Source organism: Sebaldella termitidis ATCC 33386 (assembly GCF_000024405.1).
GTDB lineage: Bacteria > Fusobacteriota > Fusobacteriia > Fusobacteriales > Leptotrichiaceae > Sebaldella > Sebaldella termitidis.
The window spans coordinates 4320122-4342415 of the sequence record NC_013517.1; the positions used below are offsets into that span (position 1 = coordinate 4320122).

The 22294-nt window shown below is 35.5% G+C and carries 17 protein-coding genes; 9 read left to right on the top strand and 8 right to left on the bottom strand.

Annotated elements, in window-relative coordinates; translation table 11 throughout:
* Entirely contained in the window at nucleotides 1-645 is a 645-nt protein-coding gene (locus STERM_RS20140; RefSeq protein ID WP_012863466.1) for a bifunctional 2-keto-4-hydroxyglutarate aldolase/2-keto-3-deoxy-6-phosphogluconate aldolase, read from the bottom strand.
* An 883-nt stretch (nucleotides 646-1528) separates the two neighbouring features.
* On the opposite strand from STERM_RS20140, the gene STERM_RS20145 reads away from it, so the two are divergent.
* The 7 genes from STERM_RS20145 to STERM_RS20175 all read left to right on the top strand — a co-directional run bounded on the left by STERM_RS20145 (nucleotide 1529) and on the right by STERM_RS20175 (nucleotide 10883).
* On the top strand, nucleotides 1529-3007 hold the full coding sequence (locus STERM_RS20145; RefSeq protein ID WP_012863467.1) for a TolC family protein: 1479 nt from the start codon (nucleotides 1529-1531) through the stop codon (nucleotides 3005-3007).
* Nucleotides 3008-3034: 27 nt separating this feature from the next.
* Entirely contained in the window at nucleotides 3035-4099 is a 1065-nt protein-coding gene (locus STERM_RS20150) for an HlyD family secretion protein (protein WP_012863468.1), read from the top strand.
* Nucleotides 4096-5847, top strand: coding sequence for an ATP-binding cassette domain-containing protein (locus STERM_RS20155; RefSeq protein ID WP_012863469.1), 1752 nt, complete (start codon nucleotides 4096-4098; stop codon nucleotides 5845-5847). The genes STERM_RS20150 and STERM_RS20155 overlap by 4 nt, the downstream gene beginning before the upstream one ends.
* A 9-nt stretch (nucleotides 5848-5856) precedes the next feature.
* Nucleotides 5857-6984: an ABC transporter permease gene (locus STERM_RS20160; RefSeq protein WP_012863470.1), complete on the top strand. Its 1128-nt coding sequence runs from the start codon at nucleotides 5857-5859 to the stop codon at nucleotides 6982-6984.
* Between the two features lie 14 nt (nucleotides 6985-6998).
* Nucleotides 6999-8114 (top strand): ABC transporter permease, encoded by a 1116-nt coding sequence (locus STERM_RS20165; protein WP_012863471.1) that lies wholly within the window; start codon nucleotides 6999-7001, stop codon nucleotides 8112-8114.
* A gap of 19 nt (nucleotides 8115-8133) precedes the next feature.
* Nucleotides 8134-8760, top strand: coding sequence for a TetR/AcrR family transcriptional regulator (locus STERM_RS20170; protein WP_012863472.1), 627 nt, complete (start codon nucleotides 8134-8136; stop codon nucleotides 8758-8760).
* Between the two features lie 350 nt (nucleotides 8761-9110).
* Complete coding sequence (locus STERM_RS20175; RefSeq protein WP_012863473.1) at nucleotides 9111-10883, top strand: glycoside hydrolase family 2 protein; 1773 nt, start codon at nucleotides 9111-9113, stop codon at nucleotides 10881-10883.
* Nucleotides 10884-10955: 72 nt separating this feature from the next.
* On the opposite strand, the gene eno is transcribed toward STERM_RS20175, so the two are convergent.
* The 5 genes from eno to STERM_RS20200 all read right to left on the bottom strand — a co-directional run bounded on the left by eno (nucleotide 10956) and on the right by STERM_RS20200 (nucleotide 15505).
* A complete protein-coding gene (eno, locus tag STERM_RS20180) occupies nucleotides 10956-12263 on the bottom strand; it encodes a phosphopyruvate hydratase (protein ID WP_012863474.1) in 1308 nt (435 codons plus the stop codon).
* 220 nt (nucleotides 12264-12483) lie between these two features.
* Nucleotides 12484-14286 carry a peptidylprolyl isomerase gene (locus STERM_RS20185; RefSeq protein WP_012863475.1) on the bottom strand — a complete coding sequence of 601 codons (1803 nt, stop codon included), beginning with the start codon at nucleotides 14284-14286 and terminating at the stop codon, nucleotides 12484-12486.
* A 97-nt stretch (nucleotides 14287-14383) separates the two neighbouring features.
* Entirely contained in the window at nucleotides 14384-14545 is a 162-nt protein-coding gene (rd, locus tag STERM_RS20190; protein ID WP_012863476.1) for a rubredoxin, read from the bottom strand.
* Between the two features lie 39 nt (nucleotides 14546-14584).
* Nucleotides 14585-15076, bottom strand: a complete 492-nt coding sequence (locus STERM_RS20195) for a ferritin (protein WP_012863477.1) — start codon at nucleotides 15074-15076, stop codon at nucleotides 14585-14587.
* A 12-nt stretch (nucleotides 15077-15088) separates the two neighbouring features.
* Nucleotides 15089-15505, bottom strand: a complete 417-nt coding sequence (locus tag STERM_RS20200) for a Fur family transcriptional regulator (protein WP_012863478.1) — start codon at nucleotides 15503-15505, stop codon at nucleotides 15089-15091.
* A gap of 550 nt (nucleotides 15506-16055) precedes the next feature.
* Between STERM_RS20200 and STERM_RS20205 the strand changes: the two genes are divergently transcribed.
* Nucleotides 16056-16694: a DUF3298 domain-containing protein gene (locus STERM_RS20205; protein WP_012863479.1), complete on the top strand. Its 639-nt coding sequence runs from the start codon at nucleotides 16056-16058 to the stop codon at nucleotides 16692-16694.
* Between the two features lie 50 nt (nucleotides 16695-16744).
* Nucleotides 16745-19339, top strand: coding sequence for a single-stranded-DNA-specific exonuclease RecJ (recJ, locus tag STERM_RS20210; RefSeq protein WP_012863480.1), 2595 nt, complete (start codon nucleotides 16745-16747; stop codon nucleotides 19337-19339).
* An 85-nt stretch (nucleotides 19340-19424) separates the two neighbouring features.
* Here the strand turns inward: recJ and STERM_RS20215 are convergent, their stop codons facing one another.
* Both STERM_RS20215 and STERM_RS20220 read right to left on the bottom strand, forming a co-directional pair.
* Entirely contained in the window at nucleotides 19425-20837 is a 1413-nt protein-coding gene (locus STERM_RS20215; protein WP_012863481.1) for a PTS transporter subunit EIIC, read from the bottom strand.
* Between the two features lie 43 nt (nucleotides 20838-20880).
* Complete coding sequence (locus tag STERM_RS20220; RefSeq protein ID WP_012863482.1) at nucleotides 20881-22284, bottom strand: glycoside hydrolase family 1 protein; 1404 nt, start codon at nucleotides 22282-22284, stop codon at nucleotides 20881-20883.
* Between the last annotated feature and the right edge of the window lie 10 nt (nucleotides 22285-22294).

Consider the following 22294-nt stretch of genomic DNA (forward strand, 5'->3'; position numbering starts at 1 on the left):
TTATCTCCCCTCTCTTGCTTCCTTTACCCTGTCTACAAAAGCCTTTGCATTTTCTACTACTGCGGATATTCCGTTTTCTTTATATCCTTTTGTCAGATCCGAGCCAATTCCTACTGCTACAGCTCCCTTATTTATCCAGTCCTTTACATTATCAAGGCTTACTCCGCCTGTAGGCATTATATTTACCTGGGGAAGAGGCCCTTTTACTGCTTTTATAAAATCTGCTCCAAATGCGCTTCCCGGGAATAATTTTACGATATCCACCCCTGCCTCCATAGCTGTTATCATCTCTGTTATTGTAAGGCAGCCGGCCATATAAGGTATACAGTATCTGTTACAAAGCTTTGCAGTATTTTCGTCAAATCCGGGACTTACTATATATGTCGCTCCTGATAATATGGCGTTTCTGGCAGTTTCGCTATCCAAAACAGTACCTGCTCCTATCTCCAGCGTATCTCCAAACTCAGCTTTCAGAGTTTCTATTACTTTACTGGTACCGGGAACAGTGTAAGTTACTTCTATGGATCTGATTCCGCCTTCTATACAGGCTCTGGATACTTTTACTGCTTCTTCTCCGTTTTCAGCTCTTATTACTGCTACTACACCGGAATCCAGTATATTTTTTATTGTTTCATACTTTTTCATATTTTCCTCCTTACACATTTTATACTAATATACTACCATACTAATTCAAAAATGCAATAGTCATCACAAAAAAATATTTTGCTTTTATATATAAAATTTCGCTTTTTCCTGTATATTAAAGCTTTTTAAAACATTAAAAAATATAGAAAAAAATAATATATTTTTTTATCTTGCATTATTTTGACAAAAATATTGCTTTTTTTGCATAAAATTTGTTACTTCTATTAATTATTATCTCCCTTTCGGAAAAATAAAAAATTTTACCGTTTATTTTATTTGCATTTATACAATGAATACTGATATTTCTCTGCATATGTTAATTTAATTTCTAAATAAAAATTTGAAATTCAAATTAGAATTTGATATAATCTGATCAGTTAAGATTAATTGGAATAACAGTAAAATTTAGGCAATTTTTGGTTCTGTAAATCATATGGAAGTAAATGTAATGTATTGAATGTATTTTAATTGTTAAACCAGTGATATAATCTGCTAACTCTTCTTTCAGCAGATTCATTATCATATATATTTTTTATTCAAATTTGTTTTTCGGCAAAAATCTCAGCAGTTTGATTATATATATGATTATTGAATTCACTTTTCAAGCTTCAAGAAATCTTTTTTCTTTTTCAAATTAAATTTTACCGGTAAAGCTCTTACTTCTTTTGTTCTTCGTAATCCGGCCGACGATTAAATACATTTATAAAAAAATAACTCAATTTATATTTACATTCCATTCTGACATATATAAGATACCTAAAAAGTCTCTCATTTTTTAAATGTCTGTTTTTTTGCTGTCTTTATCTTTTCAGGTTTATTAATTTATCATAGTCCGTTTATAATGCATCAAAAATATAAATTTAAATATCAGGAAGGTGAATTTATGAAAAAATTATGTGAACGGTTATCTTGTCTTGTACTTATGGTTTTATTTATCATTTCCTGCAGCAATACCCAGATCGGTACGACAGAAAAACAATATCTGGAATCAAAGCAGAATAAATGGACTGAGCTCTCTACAGAATATGACAGTCCTTATTTCAACACTAAAACACAGAATAATCTTTCTCCCGATGCTTTGGCCGACTGGTGGAATATTCTGGATGACGATACCCTTACACAGCTCATAACACTATCGCTAAACAATAACAAAAATCTCATGGAAGCCAGAGCCAGAGTTAATGAAGCAAGAGCTGCTCTCGGGATTAGTCAGGCTGAGCTCCTCCCATGGCTTGACAGTAATAATTTCTGGGGAAGAGCAAAAATTTCCGATAACATTACCCCTGAAATCGGTATAACCGATATTTACAGACTCGGGATTGATGCTTCATGGGAGATTGATATCTTTGGAGGAAACCGATATAAAGTAAAAGCCGCAGAATCGGATTTACTTGCACAGAATGCTCTTCTTCATTCTACATGGGTCAGCATTTCTTCTGAAGTAGCCGTTAACTATCTTTCTCTGAGAACATTACAGGAACGTCTTGCAATAGCCGAGAGCAACTTAGCTCTACAGGAAACTTCAATCAAACTGCTGCAGTCGAAAAATAAAGCCGGATTAACAGACGAACTAAACCTGAATCAGGCAAAATACACCGCGAATCAGACTAAAGCCGCTATTCCTGCCATTAAGATAAGTATAGAGGAAATACTGAATAATCTGGCAATACTTACCGGACAGGTTCCGGGAAGTCTCGAAAAAACATTGACGGAAAGAAAAGAACTTCCTGATGTAAATGAAATGATATATGTAGGAATCCCGGCAGAAGCGCTAAGACAAAGACCAGATATACAGGCTGCGGAATATAAGCTGGAATCCCAAATTGCCCGTACCAAATCTGCAAGAACAGATCTACTGCCGAAACTGTCATTATTTGGTTCCATAGGACTGGAAAGTCTGACCAGCGGTTCGCTGCTGTCAGGAGCAAGTAAGGGATTTTCGCTTCTTCCACAGATTAGCTTTCCTATTTTTCATGCGGGAGCGATTAGAAAAAATATAAATGTCCAGTCTGCGAGGGAAGAGCAGTATCTTGCCGCTTATGAGAATACAGTTTTAAATGCCGCTGCCGAGGTAAGAAACGCATTAACAGCAGTAGCTCAGGAATCAGAAAAAAATACTTCGTTAAAAGACGGAGTTTCGAATGCATCAGCAGCCCTGAAAATAGCACAAAATAAATATAACAACGGACTTACGGACTACCAGAGTGTCCTTGATGCCCAAAGATCATTGCTGTCTTTACAGGATCAGTATGCAATAAGCAAAGGACAGAAGGTTTCTAATTTAGTCGGTTTATTTAAAGCACTGGGCGGCGGCTGGAAACCTCTTACTCAGGAAGAGCCGGCAGCAGCAGACAAAAAATAATTTCTAGGAATTTTTTAGGAGGAGAAAATGGACAAAAAAGAAATATTCTCAAAAATAAAAAATAAGAAAAAAATAATTCTTCTGTTAATTGTCTTAATAATAGCTTTCATCGGACTGTATATATATACCAGAGAGGGCGAAAGCAAGGAAGTCGTACTGTATGGAAACGTGGATATCAGACAGGTTTCGCTGTCTTTTAATGCCAGTGAAAGAATAGATATAATGTATGTAGAAGAAGGCGATACAGTAAAAAAAGGACAGCTGCTGGCAAGTCTGGATACAGAAAATTTACTGCTTCAAATAGAAAAAAGCAAGGCTAAAATTGAAGCACAGAAATATGTGGTATTACGTCTGAAAAACGGAACAAGACCTAAAGAAATTTCCCAACAGCTGTCAAAACTGAATGCCGCTAAGGCTGAAGCAGAAAATGCAAGAATACTGCTGCAAAGAGTTCAGAGTGCTCATGCAGCTTCTGACGGTCTGTCAGTGAGCAAACAGGAAATAGATGATGCGAGATCAAGAGTCAAAGTAACTTCAGCCCAAGTAAAAGAGGCTAATGATGCTTATCAGCTGTCTGCAGCCGGACCCCGTAAAGAAGATATAGCTGAAGCAGAGGCCGAATTAAAAGCAGCAATGGCTGAATTAGCAATACAGGAATATCAGCTGAGCCAGGCTGAATTACGATCGCCTGTCGACGGAGTAGTTCGTTCCCGTTTGCAGGAACCCGGAGATATGGCATCGCCTCAGCGTGCGACTTACCTTCTCGCTCTGAATGAAAAAAAATGGATACGTGCATATATTCAGGAAACACAGCTGGAAATTGTTAAACCCGGAATGGAAGTCGACATCTATATTGACGGTTACTCAGACAGCCCTATAAAAGGTCAGGTCGGCTATATATCCTCAGTAGCTGAATTTACGCCTAAAACTGTTCAGACAGAAGAATTAAGAACTTCTCTGCTCTACGAAATCAGGGTTTATGTAGATGACAATAAAGATGTTCTGCGTATGGGAATGCCGGCTACAATAAAAATTCCGCGTCCGGTTGACCCTGTGACAGGAAGCCTGAATACTAAGGAGCAGTTTTTATGAATGAAGAAAATATAGTTATTGCAGAAAACTTACATAAAAGCTTTTTTTCTAAATCATCAAAAAAGACAACAGATGCTCTCACAGATATTAATATTGAAATTCCAAGGGGAAAGCTTACTGCCTTGATAGGTCCTGACGGTGCCGGTAAAACAACTTTCATCCGGCTGGTCTGCGGACTTATGTTTCCAAGTGACGGAAAGCTCACAGTACTTGGCATGGAAACTAAAGATAATCCTCAGGAAATCCAGAATAAAATAAGCTATATGCCTCAGCGTTTTGGTCTTTATGAAGATTTGAGCATACAGGAAAATTTGAATCTTTATGCTGATCTGCACGGAGTATCGCAGGAGGAGCGCAAAAAACGTTTCAGCGAGCTTTTAAAAATGACAGGTTTGGAGCCTTTTACCGAAAGACAGGCCGGAAAACTGTCAGGAGGAATGAAGCAAAAACTGGGATTAGCCTGTACTCTTGTCCGTTCTCCGGAGCTTTTACTGCTGGATGAACCCACAGTGGGTGTTGATCCTCTTTCAAGAAAAGAATTATGGGAAATTTTACAAAAACTTGTTAAAGATGAAAAAATCACCATTCTTGTAAGTACTGCTTATATGGATGAAGCAGAGCTGTGCCAGAAAGTAATAGTAATGCATAAAAGCCAGGTATTAGCTGTAGGAACACCAAAAGAATTATGTCTGAAAGCTGAAAACAGATGTTTTATAGTTCAGCCTCCTGCAGAAATGCCCTCGCGTATTTTACAGACAAAGCTTCTTGATTATAAGGAAAGCATTATTGATGCCGTTCCTGAGGGAGGAGAGGTAAGATTTATTGCCCGTTCGGAAGATGCTGTTAACAGCATTAAAAATATAACAAATGATCTGCATATTCAGAAGGTTAATGCCGGTCTGGAAGACGGATTCATGCTTTTACTCCATGAATACGAAGACAATCATAGAGAGTATACAGAAGAGATACTTCCTGTAAAATTTCCTGATACTTTCGAAATATCAGACCAGATTGACATAGAGGTTAATAACCTTGTCCGTAAATTCGGAGATTTTACAGCTGTGGCAAACACCTCCTTTCAGGTACATAAAGGAGAAATCTTCGGACTTCTGGGACCAAACGGTGCCGGTAAAACAACAACTTTCAGAATGCTCTGCGGTCTGCTTCCGGCGACAAGCGGTTTTCTTTCTGTAGCCGGTGTTAATCTGCGTAAAGCCAGAACTCAGGCCAGAAAAAATATTGGATATGTTGCACAAAAATTTTCCTTATATTCTACTTTGACTGTAGATGAAAATCTAAAATTTTTCGGCGGAGTCTACGGCTTGAAAAAAGAAAAACTAAGAAAAAGAATGGAAGATGTAAAGGAACAGTTTGATCTGAGAGGACTGGAAGCGAAGCCGAGCGGCGAGCTTCCCGGAGGATTTAAGCAGCGTTTATCAATGGCTGTAGCACTTCTGCATGAACCCAAAATTCTCTTTCTTGATGAACCTACCAGTGGTATTGATCCTTTAGCACGGCGTTCTTTCTGGCGCCAAATAACAGCTCTTGCTGCAGGAGGTACTACAATAATTATTACTACACACTTTATGGAGGAAGCAGAGTACTGTGATCGTATTATGATACAGGATCAGGGTAAAATGCTGATATTGGGAACCCCTCAGGAAGTAAGAGAAAAAGCCGGTAAGGATATAAAAACAATGAATCAGGCTTTTATCGAAATAATAGGGGAAAGCCGTTCACCCCACTAGGAGGAAATTATGATTAAGAATGATTTTTTAATACGTCTTACCGCAATGACAAATAAAGAATTTCATCAGTTAATGCGGGATAACAGCAGTATTTTAATCGGAATATTTTTACCTATTATTCTCATATTTATTATAGGATATGGTGTTTCACTTGATGTAAAAAAAGTTCCCATAGCAACGGTTCTTGAAGATACCTCCCCTACAGTTCATGAAGTTTTGAGCTTCCTTAACGGATCAGAATATTTTGCCCCTATTTATGTGACTTCTATGCATGAAGCAAAAGAACTAATGGATAACCGTGATGTTGATGCTATTATAAGAATCCCATCTGATTTTTCAAAAAATTTATATACTCGCGGAAGCTCGATGCAGCTGATTTTATATGGTGTGGATTCCACTACGGCTACAACGGTAAAAGGATATGTGGAAGGTTCCGTAAAGCAGTGGGAGGCATTAAACAAAGCCAGATTCATAAACGGTTCCACTGCGGGAATCATAACCGTGGAAAACAGAATGTGGTTTAATGATGCGAATTCAAGCATCTGGTATTTTATTCCGGGACTAATAGTGCTTATAATAACTATTGTAGGAGTGTTTCTGACCTCGCTTGTTATGGCACGTGAATGGGAACGCGGAACATTGGAATCACTGTTTATTTCACCAGTAAAACCCTTAGAAATATTATTGTCAAAAATGATCCCGTATTTCTGTATTGCCATGATCGGGCTTGCTTTTTGTCTTATTGCTGCACGGTTTTTATTCAAAGTACCTATACATGGTTCCCTGACCCTTATTATACTGTCTTCCATGCTTTATCTGCTCGCCACTTTGGGAATGGGACTGACCATATCATCCATTACCAAAAATCAGTTTTTGGCAAGCCAGATAGCATTGGTAGTGAGCTTTTTGCCTGCAATGATGCTGACAGGATTTTTGTTTGATTTACGGAGTGTTCCTTTTTTTATCCGCAGCGTCGGACAGATACTGCCGGCAACATATTATTTACAGCTGCTTAAATCACTTTTTCTTGCAGGAAACAACTGGAATCTGATTTTTAAAAACTGCTTCATTCTATTTGCTTATGCTGTATTTTTTGTATCTGCCGCACTTAAAGTAACTAAAAAAACTGTAGAATAAGAGAGTGATTTTAGATGGATAATATTATGACATTTTTATTAAAATTTAGAAATATGTGCAGAAAAGAACTTTTAACTACTTTGAAAGATCCTGCCACAAGAATAGTACTTTTTCTTCCGGTTGTTTTACAGGGTATTTTATTCGGGTATGCGGCAACTTATAATCTTGACAGTGTTCCATATGCCTGTATTGATAACAGCAGAAGTGCAACATCCGTCGAATTTCTTTCCAGACTTGACGGAACAGGTGTTTTTCAGCGTGTCCAGACCCTTATGAATGCCGACGGAATCGCACAAAGTATAGATTCTAATAAAGCAATGATGGTAATCAGCATAGACTCTGATTTTGAAAGAAAGCTCGCAGAAGGCGGTTCTGCTGCAATTCAGGTAATTATAGACGGACGTAATACCATGACAGCCGCTGTAGCTTTAGGATATATTAATGATATTATAGGAGATTTCAATGCTGAAAGAAACGGAAATGAGCAGCTGATAAATATTGAAACAAGAGCATGGTACAATCCTAACCTTATTACAAGATGGAGCTTTCTGCCGGGAATGATAGCAGCACTCAGCCTGATACAGATTTTGATGCTTGCAGGCCTGTCTGTTGCCAGAGAAAGAGAACAGGGAACTTTTGACCAGCTTCTTGTTACTCCGCTTTCTTCAACTGAAATTTTAATTGGTAAGGCTGTTCCGCCATTACTCATTGGCATGATGCAGGTGACTTTTATTATGATTTTATGTGTATTTTGGTTTAAAATACCTCTGAATGGTTCACTGCTTACACTCTACCTCACAGTTTTTATCTTCATGCTCAGCTGTATCGGTATCGGATTATCTATTTCGGCAGTTTCTACAAGTATGCAGCAGGTAATGGTGTACACTTTTGTTCTTATGATGCCGATGGTTCTGTTATCCGGTCTGGCAACACCTATACGTAACATGCCTGAAATTCTTCAGATTGCTACTTATGCTAATCCGCTGCGTTTTGGAGTGGATGCCATAAGGAGAGTTTATCTTGAAGGCAGCACTCTGGCTCAGGTTGCCCATAATTTTATTCCTATGACGGCAGTCGCAGCAGTGACTCTTCCGCTGGCAGTCCGTTTATTTAGAAATAAATTAACTTAATTTGTAAAGTAGGTATTATATGAAAAAAGAAAAAACAGTTGCTAATAAGGAAACAAAGAGTTTAATTATTAACTGCGCTGGTAGACTAATAGCCAAATACGGTTATGCTAATGTAACCAGTAAAAGTATCTGTAAAGAAGCTAAAGTGAATATGGCGGCTATCAATTATCATTTTGGAAGCCGGGACGGATTATACAGAGCTGTCCTCAAGGAAACACATGATTTTTTAATCAGCGTCAGCGAACTGAATAAACTGCATTTAAGCGACATAACCGCAAAAGAAAAAATCGAAGTTTTTATTGATATTTTTATAGAAAGATTATCCAATAAAAAAAACTGGTATTTAAAGGTATGGGCAAGGGAAATTGTCAACCCGTCACCTTTTATAACTCAGATATTATCAAAGAAAACTCTTTTGAAATTAAATATTGTAGCAAAAATATTCAGTGAATATACGAAATTACCTATTACGGATCTCAAATTATACAGCTGTATACTCAGTACTGTATCACCTTTTGCCTTAGCTTTTCTGGCACACGATACATTTGAACTTTTACCTGTAAAATTTTCCGAAAAGGAACTGGCAGCCCATACAAAAGAAGTTGTCCTCGCCGGATTAGATAAATTTCGGGAAGCACAATCCTGACAAAATTTTTTCAAATAAAATCATCTAAAAAATAACCCGGGATCAGATTATTCCCGGGTTATTTTATAAGAATTTTCTGCCACTGCACGATTTAGGCCTTCTTCTTACAATTCTGATTATTTCTGTATTCTAAAATATCATAAGCTGAAATAATATTCCGGTTAAATAAGTTATCAGGCTCTGAATCACGATAAAGTAAATACCGGCAAAAAATAATCAGCTTTGAAAGTGAAATAAGAAAAACATAAACTTATCTATTTCTATAGATTTTCTAAACTTTTGTACTATAATTCATACTAAATAGAAACTGATCAGATAATAAAATCTAAAAAATTTAAAGGAGTCGGAATATGCATAGAAATGAATATCCCAGACCGGATTTTGTGAGGGAACATTGGGCTTGTCTAAACGGTATATGGGATTTTGAATTTGATGATAATAATATCGGAATGTCATCAAAATGGTATAAAAAAGATCATAAGCTTACTGAAAAAATCAATGTTCCTTTTGTTTTTCAATCAAAGCTAAGTAATATCAATATAAATGATTTTCACGATTTTATCTGGTATAAAAGAGAATTTACAATAGATGATTCCTGGAAAAATAAAGATATTTTACTGCATTTCGGAGCCGTGGATTACAGATGTCATGTTTTTATCAACGGAGAGCTGGCAGGAAGCCACGAAGGCGGACACACTTCCTTTTATCTGAATATCACCAATTATCTTACATGGAATAAAGAGGAAATAACTGTATATGTAGAAGATCCTTCTGATGATGAGACTATCCCAAGGGGAAAGCAATACTGGCTTGAAAATCCCGAGAGTATTTGGTATAAGCGTTCCAGCGGCATCTGGCAGTCTGTCTGGATTGAACCTGTTAATAAAAACTATATCACAGACTTTAGATGTACTCCTTTATTTGATCAGGGTTCTGTAGAATTTAACATAAAAACAAAATCTGCCAAAAAAAATACAAAAATCATGATACAAATCTCATTTAGGGATACCCTGATAGCTGAAGATATAATAACTGTCAATAATATTGAAACTAAACGTATCTACGATATTTTTCAAAAGAAAATTTTCAGAGGCTGCACGCATGGTTCCGGATGGACATGGACTCCTGAAAATCCTAATTTATTTGATGTTACACTTACTCTTCTTACCAATGACAAAGTCTCAGATAAAATAGAAAGTTATTTTGGAATGAGAAAAATACATACTGAAAACGGAAAAGTATACCTGAATAACAGACCTTATTATCAAAGACTGGTACTGGATCAGGGCTACTGGCCCGACAGCCTTATGACAGCCCCTTCTGATGAGGATTTTAAAAAAGATATTATACTGGCAAAACAGATGGGCTTTAACGGATGCAGAAAACATCAAAAGATAGAAGACCGGCGTTTTCTTTACTGGGCTGATAAACTCGGCTATCTTGTATGGAGCGAGATGCCCAGCACTATCTCATATGATTCGAATTCTGTTTCCAGAATTACAAATGAATGGATAGAATCCGTAGACAGAGATTATAATCATCCCTGTATTGTTACATGGGTTGCATTAAATGAAAGCTGGGGTGTTTCGGAAATTAATTATAATAAAATGCAGCAAAGCCACTCACTTTCTTTATATTATATGCTTCACTCGCTTGACAATACCAGACCGGTTATTGCAAATGACGGATGGGAAGCTACAAAAACTGATATTTGCGCTGTACATAATTACCAACATGGTACAAAAGATGAGAAAGAAAAATATGAGAAATTTATCAAAGATTTGAGTACAAAAGAAGACATACTGGACTCTGTACCGGCGGGGCGTAATATTTATGCTGACGAATTCGAATATACCGGCGAGCCTGTTATGCTCACAGAATTCGGCGGGATCGGCTATGATAAAATCCGTCCTGACGGCTGGGGATACACAGTTGCTTCCAGTGAAGCAGAATTTATTCATGATTTAGAGCGTGTCTTCGATGCCCTGCGAAAATCAAAAGTATTAACCGGATTCTGCTATACACAGTTTACTGATGTAGAACAGGAAATAAACGGTCTTCTTACTTATGAGCGTGAACCAAAATGTGATTTGGAAATTATAAAAAATATTGTAGAAAAGTAATATCTTTAAATAAATTCTTCTAAAAAAACAGGACTACATCAAATAATGTAATCCTGTTATTTATTTATTTAACTATTTTTTTCTTATGTTATAGAAAGTGTTAATTCCTTCATAGATAGCCTCTTCAGCCAAGTCATCTTCGATTCTTAATAACTGGTTGTATTTAGCCATTCTGTCTGTTCTTGAAGCAGAACCAGTTTTGATCTGACCTGCATTTGTAGCTACTGCTATATCAGCTATAGTATCATCTTCAGTTTCTCCTGATCTGTGAGAGATAACTGCTGTATATCCTGCTTTTTTAGCCATTTCTATAGCATCAAGAGTTTCTGTTAATGTTCCTATTTGGTTAACTTTGATAAGGATAGAGTTAGCTATTCCCTCTCTGATTCCTCTTGATAATCTTTCAGTATTAGTTACGAATAAATCGTCTCCTACTAACTGTACAGTTTTCCCTAATTTTTCAGTAAGTTTTTTGAACCCGTCCCAGTCATCTTCTGCTAAACCGTCTTCTATTGAAATAATAGGATATTTAGCAACAAGACCTGCATACCATTCTACCATTTCTTCTGATGTTCTTTCTACTCCGCCTTCTCTTGTGAAGTGGTAAGTATACTTATCTCCGTCTTTTTTAGCGAATTCACTTGAAGCTGCATCCAGTGCGAATGTGATTTCTTCACCTAATTTATATCCTGCTCTTTCCACTGCCTGAGAAATAATATCAAGTGCTCCTTCTGTTCCGTTGATTTTAGCAGGTGCATATCCACCTTCATTACCAACATTTGTAGAATCTCCGTTTTCTTTAAGGATTTTACCTAAGTGATGGAAAATTTCAGCACCCATTCTTAATCCTTCTTTGTATGTTTTTGCTCCTACCGGCTGAACCATGAATTCCTGTACATCTACAGCCGAATCAGCATGTGATCCTCCATTCAGGATATTCATCATTGGTACTGGTAATTCTTTAGAATTTACTCCACCTAAATATCTGTATAAAGGTAATCCTAATTGGTTTGCAGCTGCTTTAGCCACTGCCAAAGATACACCTAAAATAGCATTTGCTCCTAATTTTCCTTTATTTGGTGTCCCGTCTAATTCTATCATAGCTTTATCCACAGCTACTTGGTCTAAAGCATCCATTCCCATTAAATGATCTGCTATAACTGTATTTACATTTTCTACTGCTTTTAGAACTCCTTGTCCAAGGTATCTGCTTGCATCCTTATCTCTTAATTCCACAGCCTCATGTTCACCTGTAGATGCTCCAGATGGTACAGAAGCTCTTCCCATCGCACCTCCTGACAGATAAACTTCCACTTCTACAGTAGGGTTCCCTCTTGAGTCCAATATCTCCCTAGCGTGGATATCTTCAATAATAGTCATTATACTACCTCCATAAATTTTATTTACATAATAATATTACCATATTATACTTCATTTTTCAAAGACTTTTTTGTACAGAAAACTTATTTAATATATCGTCATTTCTAATCAAAAACAATCATGTCATTAATTTTGTTCTTATTTTTACTGTATTGTATTATTTAATATATTTTCTTTTTTAAAATACCTGCTTTCCCGTTAATGGAAAAGCAGGCCCATTTTATAATAATTTATCAAGCTCCTGTGTTGCGTATTTCAATGCCTCTTCATTTCTGATCTGACCCTTTACCTCTTCAAAGGTACGCTTTTTATATGGAACTTCAGCAGTTTTTACCATTAGGAAATAACCTCCGTTTACTTCATAAGACAAAACTTCATCTACTTTTGAGGCAAATAATTTTTTATTGGCTTCTTCTACGAATCCTATTCCCGGCACTGCAGAGTTTTCATATATTTTCTTAAATACTTCTTTTACTTCATATTTATATTTGTCCTGATCTATTACATCTGTCCATGTTACTTTCTTTTCCTCCAGCTCTTTTTTCAGTGTATCAAGTCTGTCCACCAGCTCTTTTCTTGAAGCTTCCGAAGGCTTTGGAAGTAACAGTATATGACTTACTTTCTTCTTGTCAGGATTAGCTGAATCTACATCCTCCACATAGATAATGTGTGATCCGAATTCTGTCTGAACAGGACCTATTATTTGTCCTTTTTGTGCAGATTTTATTGCTTCAAGAAATTCCGGCACGAAATTAGTATTGGAATCTACCCATCCCAATTCTCCGCCCTGATCTTTACTTCCGGGATCCTCACTTACCTTCTTGGCTGTTTCGACAAAATTCTCAGGAGTAAGGGTCTTTTTCAGCTCCTCTGCGCTCTTCTTTGTGTTTTCTTTATCTGCTTCTGTAGGATCAAAGAAATCCCCTACCACATATCCGCCTACACTATGTCTTATATCATATTTTCCCTGATCTGCATCGTATATTTTCTTTAAGTCCGCATCAGACGGGTTGTATGAATCTACAAGATATACAAAATATCTCTTTCCAAGATCTCTTAGTTCATCTACGCCCACGAAATCCGGTGATGCCTTAATTCCCTTTTCCTTAGCGGCCTTACCTACCGCAACAAGATTATCAAGATCTTTCTGTATGCTTTCACGAACTTTTGCAATAAGGTCTTCACTGTATTCTGTTCCGGTAGAAACTACCATCATAAGAATTCTTGTATCCATCAGTGCTTCTTTGAATGAATACCCTTCTTTTTCCGCGATCGGTCTTACCATTTCTTCGTACAGCTTCTTTATTTCATCATCTTTAAAAACTATTTTTGCTTTTTCTCTCTGCTTTTCTATTAATGAATTTCTTATAAGATCAGAATACTCTTTTCCCACATAATCCTCTATTGTTGGTTTTGCCTGTTCAAAAGTCTGATCCTGAAAATCAGTATATCTATACATTTCATAATATTTTTTCAGATCTTCTTCGGAAAGCTTATGCGCTTTTTGCTGTGTTTCAAGAACTCTTGACACTTCGATGCTTTCCTTTATCATTCTTTTCAATTCTTTTTCATTGGCAATTCCCATTGACTGAAGATAGTTAAGAAAACTCTCCCCTTTGGCAACTCCGGCTTTTATCTCATTTATTTTATCATTAATCTCTTTATCGCTTGCTTTTATTTTCAAATCTTCAGCACTGCTTACCAGTAAGGCGTTCGATACTAATTCTCCCAAAATGACCTTTTTAATAATATCATCAGGTACTTCGCTGTTATCTTCTATTCCTTGCTGCGCTTTCATTGATTTTATCTGCATTATTTTATTCTTTACTCCGGCTACACCACGTTCCAGATCCAGTCTATGTATTTTATGCCCGTTCACTTCTGCAATGACTTCATTATTTTGCTGGATATTTTTTCCTGCTCTGATGCTTTCGCCTATTTTCAAGAAAATGGGTACAAGCATAGCTGCAATGAATAAAACAGACAGTGGTACCATCAGCTTTTTAAATTTTCTAAGTGCCATTTTTCCTCCTATTTTTGATTAACTTCTTACAATTATACCAATTTATTGACTTTCTTTCAAGAAAAAAAGCCACGATTTCTCGTGGCCCTTATTTTATTTAATCTAAAGCTTCAAATTGATCTTTTCCTACAGCACATAAAGGACATACCCAATCCTCGGGTAAATCTTCAAATGATGTCCCTGGAGCTATACCGCTGTCAGGATCTCCGATTTCAGGATCATAAACATATCCGCATACTAAACAAACCCATTTTTTCATATTCTCATTTCCTCCTGTATTTTCAAGTATTTTATTTATTTAAGCTCTTGTTCCTAATTCTTTGTCAAGAAGATACATTGATGTAGTATTTGAAACACCTAATAATTTTATTTTATCAATTATTTCAGTTACATTTTCCTCTTCTTCTATCTGCTCTGTTATGAACCACTGCAGGAATATTTCCGTAGCATAATCATTTTCTTTTCTTGCTAATGCATAGATTTTATCTATAGATTTTGTTACTGCCTGTTCGTGCCCAAGTGAATCCTTAAATACTTCCTCTGCATTTTTCCAAGAAGACTTAGGAGCATCTATGGCTGTGAGTGTAACAGTTCCTCCCTTTGAAAAAATATAATCATATATTTTTCTGGCATGTTCCTGTTCTTCTGTTGCCTGAAGATCCATCCATTTTGCGAATCCCTTGAAGTTAGCTCCCTCAAAATATGCTGCCATTGACTGGTATATATATGCTGACTGTAACTCCATATTTAGCTGTTCATTCAGAGCTTTCTCCAATTTTTTGTTTAACATTTTGATCACCCTCTATTTCATTTTTTTATTGCATTCTTCACATATTCCGCGTAAATAAAAATGTGTCTCGGTTATTTCTATATTTCCAAGATTTTTTAACTCAAGTTTTGATAAATCTATATCAAAATCCTCTATTTTTCCGCACACCTTACACTTAAAATGTCCGTGCGGCTCCACTACAGCATCATATCTGGCTTCATGGTCTTCTATTATTATAACATTGGCTACTTCATTGTCTACAAACAGATTTAATGTGTTATATACTGTTGTTTTCGATAGTGTAGGTATCTGACTCATCAGGTCTTTATAAATAACATCTACAGTAGGATGCGCATAAGTACCTAACAGATATTCGTATATTTTGATTCTTTGTAATGAAGGCTTTATTCCATGGGCTTTTAAATGCTCTGCAATATTTTCTACATGCATTTATCTCACCTCCTTGTTTTTTTACATCAGTAAGTATAGATATCCTTGTAAAATCTGTTATATTTTTTTTGTATTTTAAGGTAATACTTTTTGAATTCATTACAATTTTATAATACAAAAGCGAGAATGTCAACTATTTTTAATACTTTTACTTTCAAAGTAATGCATTTTTTCTGGATTAAGTATACTTTTTCCAATAATTATTTTTTTCAAATTTATTTTCATAACAGAAAGATATCTTTTCTATTTTTAATTTTTAAATAATAAATATATAAATTTTGAGTTTTTTATATAGTCTGTAGACATAAAAACACATTTATTTATTCTTTTAATAATAGAATCAAGATTTTTTATTGATTATTTTTTATAAATATTGTAAAATAGTACTAGTATATTGGCTAATCATAATATTTAGCATAAAGTAACTTTTATGGTCAAAATACTTGTATTTGTTCCTGTATTCATGCTATCATGTGTAGAAACAAGTTCAGAACACCGGTACTTCAGGTACTAAAATATTGTGTTTAAAAATTTATGAGGTGATAAATATATGAAGAAACTTTTGATTTTGGGTATGATGCTTTCAGTTTTCATGCTGACTGTAGGTGCAGAGAAATTTTCATTTCAGGAGTATGATCCTAAGTCTCCGTCTGTTGTCAGAGTTAGAGATTCAATAAGTAAACTAAATGGAAACAGTATTGATTTTCCCAGAATAAGTGCAAAAAATCCTAAAGCAACAAAGTCTATCCAAAAATCAATGGATAAATTCGTTAAAAAAATGACTGGTGATAAAAACGGAAAATATTACGTTACATACGATATCACTACTAATAACAGCAAGCTTGTAAGTATACTTTTTACTGTAGAGAGAACAGACCGTAAAGACAGAACAGTTGAGAATTACTACAGCGCACTTACTTTTGATGCCGTAACAGGTAAAGAGTTAAAAATCGGCGACCTTCTGGTAAGCGGATATGAAAAATCTCTTGGTACAGTTTTCGGTGACAAAGTAGTTCAGCTGAGTGTTCCCGTAAATGCATCATTTGACGGTCCTGCAAAAAAACAGGAATTTTATGTACAAAATACAGGAATCGTATTTTTCTTTGAACCATATCGATATACTGATTTTGCTGATGGTCAGGTTTTTTTACCTTTTGAATTAGCTGATTTAAGAGGACTTTTAAGATAATTTTTATATATTCAGGGGCTTCTCAGCTCCTTTTTTTATAGGGGGAATTCATGAAAAACACTAAATGGAATTTTAAAAAAGTAAACAATGCTGAAATTGCCAAAAACAATGAGCTGCCTCTGGATAAGGATATCTTAAGTATTCTCTATTCCAGAAATATCTCAAACAAAAAAGATATCATCGAATTTTTGAATCCCAGTCTCTCAAATATTCAGGATCACCATTTGCTGAAAGATTTGAAAAAATCCGTTGATATTATTTTTGATGCAATGAAAAATAAAAAAAACATCTGGATTTACGGGGATTACGATGTAGATGGAATTACATCCACTTCACTGCTTTATCTTGTTTTCCAAAAACTGGGGTATAACAATATTAACTACTACATTCCAATCCGTGATGAAGGTTACGGTCTGAATAAAAATGCAATTGAGCAGATCAAAAATTCAGGCGGAGATCTTATCATTACTGTAGACTGCGGAATTACTTCTTTTGAAGAGATTGATTTTGCCAATTCTCTGAAGCTTCCGGTTATTATTACCGATCACCATGAAATAAACAAAAAACTGCCGAAAGCAAGCGCTGTAATAAATCCCAAAAGAGAAGACAATGAATTTTCATTTAAGTATCTTGCCGGGGTTGGAGTAGCTTTTCTTTTGGCTGCCGGCTTATTTGAAGAGGCAGGACAAAAAGACGAGGTATACAGTCTTCTTGATCTCACAGCGATAGGAACTGTCGCCGATATTGTTCCTTTGGTTCAGGAAAACCGTATTTTCGTGAAATTCGGTCTGGAGCAGCTTCTTCATACAGAGATTCCCGGTTTGAAATATTTATGTTCACTTATTTTTGATCCCGGTAAAAAAGAATATACCACTTATGACGTGGGCTTTATCCTTGCACCGGTTTTTAATGCTGCCGGAAGACTCAAGGATGCTAAAATGGTAGTAAAGCTTCTTACCACTGATAATAAAAGAGAGATCGAAATTATTTCAAAAGAGCTTATTTCCAAAAATAATGAAAGAAAAGTTCTTCAGGAAAAAATTATTGCAGATGTAGAAGAAAATATACAAAAAAATTCACTTAATGATAACTATGTAATAGTCGACTATTCTCCGGAATACCATCACGGGGTAATCGGTATCGTGGCTTCCAAGATCATAGATACCTACTATAAACCTACTGTCATTATGGAAGTAAAGGAAGATGAGGATATTGCAGTAGCTTCAGCAAGAAGCATCGAGGGCTTTAACCTTATAGAAGCTCTCCAGACTATGCCGGAGCTTTTCCTGAAATTCGGCGGTCATGCCGGTGCAGCAGGTTTCACAATTCCGGTAAAAAATATCAAAAGCTTTATAAAAAAAATAAATGATTATGCTAAGAAAAAGCTTGATGAGAATGACTTTGTAAAATTAATAAATATTGATAAAGAAATACCTATACAGAAAGTTTCTTATGAATTTTATCAGATTATAGACTTGCTGAAACCTTTTGGCTTCGGGAATCCCAATCCTACTTTTGCAGTAAAAAATATTATACTTGAAAATATCAAGCATATCGGTCAAAATAAAAACCATCTTATGTTTAATATAAAAAAGAACGGATTTGTTTCAAGAAATGCTGTATGGTTTGGTGCCGGCAGTAATTTTAAGGATTTGAACCAGAATATTTTCTATGATCTTGCTTTCAAGCTGAAGGTAGAAGATTATATGGATAAATCCTATACTAAAGTCTATGTTGACGATATCAAAAATTCTGAATTAAACGACGATCGATATTCATATTTTTATTCTCTGTATCATACAGTTTTTCCGCTAAAATCTATATTTTATACTAATATCGAGCTTGAGCCGGATATTCCCCTGACACCAAAAATGGATTTTGAACAGATTTCTCTTTTTCAGGGCAATAAGTTCGTCGGCAGACTTGACTATAATGTTTCTAATCTGCTTACACAGCTTATGAAGTTTTATAATTATACTTTTAAAATTCAGATAGAAGATATTCAAAAAACAGATATCCACTATACAGTTGATATTTTAATCAAAAAAAACTATGATTTTTTATCATATGCCTATAATGAAAAAAGACTTTTTATAGATATTAAAAATTTTATTCTGGGAAATATGGAATATGACAGTTTTACCAAAACAGTGCTTGCATCTTTTTTTAAAGGTGAGAAAAATCTTATTATCCCAAATGATAAAACCTATAATTTTAAAAATGCATTTTTGACCTTTGGTATATATTTTATGAAAAAAAATAACCTGAAATCACAGATTGTTACTTCAAGTAAAAGTATGCAGTTTTCTGATTTATTTCTAAAGCATTACTTTGATATAAATAAAGAATATAAAGACGGTTATCCTTTTACCGTATTCTTTAATTCTGCCCCGGAATCAGAAATTAATGAAAGAAATATCATCATTTCAGATGATTATGAAAATGAAAATTATGAAAAAATTGACTTCAGCTTTGTTATTCCGGAAAATGTTGTTCTAAAAACTCCAAAAGAAATAATGAAGCTGGAAAATGAGAAAAATATATTTTTTGAGTTTATTCCTGTAAAAGAAAAACTAAAAATAAAGAAATTACTTGAAAACGGAGAGAAAATATATTCTGATAAAAGTATCTATGAAATTTTATAAAAAATTCCGAAATAAAAAAGCCTGCCTGAAATTATAGCATTCAGACAGGTTTTTCTTTTATATTTGTTTTTTCGGATAAAACTATTTATTTCTTTTCACTTGTGCTAAAAACATTCTGTTTTTTTCTGAAAAGCTTCAAATTAGAACCATCGTCTATTCCCAGAATCAGCGTCAAAACAAAGGCACCTATGACTGCAATAAGAACTCCCGTGATAATATATACAAAGCTGTCTGCATTATAGGTAGGCAGCGATAATATCCCGGGAAGTGCAGCAGCAGTACTGTATGCATGAAAAACGCTCATATATGCTGCCGCTGTCCCCGCAGAAAATAATGCAGCATAAAACGGTTTTTTATATTTCAGATTATATCCGTACATAGCCGGCTCCGTAATCCCGAAAAATGCAGAGAGAGCCGCAGAAAATGCTCCTGACTTCTCTTTTTTATCTTTAATAAGTACAAATGTAGCAAATGCTGCACCTGACTGTGCAAGGTTTCCTGCAAGAAGAGCCGGAATAATAATTGTTTTCCCCGTCTCGGATAATTCCTGAACCATAATCGGCGTAATAGCATAGTGCATACCAAACATAACCAGCACAGGCCGAAATGCTCCCAAAAGGAAAGCACCCACGAAACCAAATGAAGTATATAATATTTTTACTCCCTGAGCGATATACATTCCAAGGTAAGATCCTACAGGCCCGATAACAATCAGCTCAAAAGGAACCATTATAAGAAGAGTCAGCATAGATGTAAGAATAATTTTAAACATCTCGGGAACATATTTATCTATAAATCGGTGAACATAACTTAAAACCCATACAGATATTATGATAGGAATTACTGTAGATTTATAATTTACAAATAATATAGGCAGTCCCAGAAAATCAAGAAATTTTACTCCTGTAGTCGCCGCCTGTGCTGCTCCGTTCATAATTGTCGGATACATATAAGCACCTGCCAGTGCAACTGAAAGATAAATACTTGTCTTAAATTTTTGTGCAGCACTTACAGCGAGGAAAAACGGCATAAAGTAAAATATCAGATCTCCTGTCATTTTCAATACAAGAAAAAAACCTGAATCCGCCGGTACAAGCTGAAAAGTAGCTATTACAGCTGTAAGGGACTGAACCATACCGCAGCCTACCAATATTGGAAGAACAGGACTAAAAACACCTGAAATTGTCTCAATCAGTTTATTTAAGCCAAATTTTCTTTTTTCATGAACAGATGCTGTTTTTTCTGAATTACTAATTCCTGCTGTCTCTAAAAATTCAGCATATACTCCGGTTACCTTTCCGCCAAGAACGACCTGAAGCTGTCCGCTGCTCATCTGTACTTTTATTACTCCTTCTGTTTTTTCAAGTTCTTCCATTGATATCTTTTTATCATCAACTAAATTCAGCCTCAGTCTTGTGGCACAATGTGTGACATTTGAGATATTCCCGCTGCCTCCTATATTTTCTAAAATACTCTTTGCTATTTCTTTATTCGTCATATTTACTTCTCCTCCCGTTACCCTTAATCAGACAGATAAAAAATTACAGATCTTGTCCTCTTTCTGCAATTGTTTTTTTATACCAATAATAACTGTCTTTTTTTATACGGCTCAAATCTTTTAAATCATCATTATCCCTGTTTACATAAACAAATCCATAACGCTTATCCATACCTTCTCTGCCGCTGACCAAATCAATAAATGACCATGCATAATATCCAAAAACAGGAAATCCCAGACTTATACAATCCTTCACCTGGCTTAAATGTCTGCTTATGTAGTCTATACGATAGCTGTCGTGTATCTCTCCGTTTTCCAGCTTATCATAGGCTCCGAGTCCGTTTTCAGTGATAAGCATGGGCAGCTGATAACGGTTATATATTTCCATTATTGCTATTTTCAGCCCTTCAGGACATATATTCCACCCCCAGTCTGTCTGCGGAATATATTCATTTTTAGCTATTTTGTAGATTCCCACTTCTTCCGAAACAAAAACCTCTTTCCCTCTAAGGGCGATTTCTTTGATACTGCTCACGGCTATTGTCTGATTCATATAATAATTTACTGCTATAAAATCCGGAGGATTATCTTTCATCAGCTTCATATCATCATCATTTATCTCCGGAAAAATATCCCTGTCTTCCAGATATTTACGATAAACAGGCGAATATTTTCCCCGGCAGTTTAAATCAAGCATATAATATGCAGATAATTCGTTAAATTCCATTGAGGCTATAAGATCATCAGGAAGATTGCTTGCCGGAATTGCCGGCATAGGATTTATAATAGGAGCAATTTTGGCACCGGGAATCATTTTATGGCATAATTCTGTTACTTTGGCAGCTGCGACACACATGTTATAATTAGCTGTCTGTGCATTCCGTTCATATTCAAGCCCTGTCATTTCCGCAGGAAACCCTATACGCTCAGGTATTTTCAAAAGATGATCCTGCTCGTTGATCGTCAGCCAGTATTTAACCCTGTCGCCATAATTGCTAAACAATATTCCGGCAAAATTAACATAATCCTCTATACTTTCTCTGGATAACCAGCCTTTGTATTTATCCACAAGTGCCTTCGGATATTCAAAGTGATAAATTGTAACAATAGGCTCTATACCTGAATCTGTTAATTTTTGAATCAGTCTGTTATAAAAATCCAGCCCCTCTTTATTTATATTTTTCCCGTCAGGAAGAATTCTTACCCATGATATTGAAAATCTATAAGAATTCAGTCCCAGCTCCTTCATTAACTCAATATCTTCTTCAAATCTGTGATAATGATCGCTGGCAACTGAAAAATCAGTTATTCCTTTTTTCGGTTTTTTCAGATCATGCACGGCAATTCCGCGCCCGCCTTCTTTTATTCCGCCCTCTACCTGAAAAGACGATGTTCCTGCTCCAAAAAGAAAGTCATCAGGAAATTTTTCTATTCTCTTATGATACATCCTAAAAAGT